Source organism: Micromonospora sp. CPCC 205561, from assembly GCF_036906775.1.
Classification (GTDB): Bacteria; Actinomycetota; Actinomycetes; order Mycobacteriales; family Micromonosporaceae; genus Micromonospora.
Window position 1 is genome coordinate 1 of sequence record NZ_JBAKHV010000127.1, and the last position, 959, is coordinate 959.

At 81.3% G+C, this 959-nt stretch carries 1 protein-coding gene; it reads right to left on the reverse strand.

What is annotated here, in order from left to right:
* Nucleotides 1-905 (reverse strand): aKG-HExxH-type peptide beta-hydroxylase (locus V6V16_RS27730; RefSeq protein WP_334566890.1); only part of this gene is annotated, 905 nt, incomplete at its 3' end.
* Between the last annotated feature and the right edge of the window lie 54 nt (nucleotides 906-959).

The window sequence follows — 959 nt, forward strand, 5'->3', positions numbered from 1 at the left end:
GGGCCGGGCGCGACGGCGGGCGGGGCGACCGGCGGCGGGCGTCCGCCGCCGCGCCGCCACGCCCGCGCCACCTCGTCCGCGTCGTCCCGCGCCGGCCTCAGGTTGGCCAGCGCCCAGCGCACCGCCCCGCCGTCCGCGACGTCCCGCGCCGCCGCCTCGACCCGTCCGTCACCGTCGGACCCCCACCCGCGCAGCGTCCCGGCCATGCCCGCCACGAAGGCCCGCCCGTCGTCGGTCAGCTCCGCACTGCCGGCCAGCTGCGCAACGGCCCGCGCGGTCTGCTCCCGCCAGTACGCGTACTCGAACGCGCCGCGTACGCCCTCGTGCCGCCGGCAGCGCCACACCTCGGCGACCCCGAGGTGTGCGTACGCGCCCTGGAGCAGCGCGCCGACCGGGCGCGGGTCCGACCGCCACGGGGCCCGGTAGCGGGCCGGCCCGCCCGGCGCGTGCAGCGGCAGCAGGTCCAGCAGCGCGCCCAGCTTGGTGTGCTGCAACTCGTGCACCAGCAGCAGCGCGAGCGTCTGCGCGTCGGCCGGCACGGAGACGGCGATCGCGCCGAGCGCCGCCCGGCTGGTCGCGCTGACCGGGTGCCCGGACGGCGGCGGCGTGAGCGGCACCAGCGACCGCAGCAGCGCGGCCAGCCCTCGGGCGTGCGCCGGCAGCCGGTCGGTGAGCCACCGCCACGCCTGCCCGGTCAGCCGGTCGAGGCGGTCCGCCGCGGCGTCGTCCAGGCGGCTCGCCGGCGGCCGGTGGTACCGGCCGCGGTACGGATCCTGGTCGTCGACGAGCACCTCTGCCGGGGGCGCGTCGGGGATCGGGGTGATCCGGCGGGCCGGCAGCCACGGGCGCGCGGGACCGGTGCCCGGCCCGTCCGGGGTGTGCGCGCCGCCCGCCGGCCCGCTCACGGTCAGCCCCGGCGGCGGCCCGCCGGCGCGCGTCGGCCGGCCGTCGAACCGCCT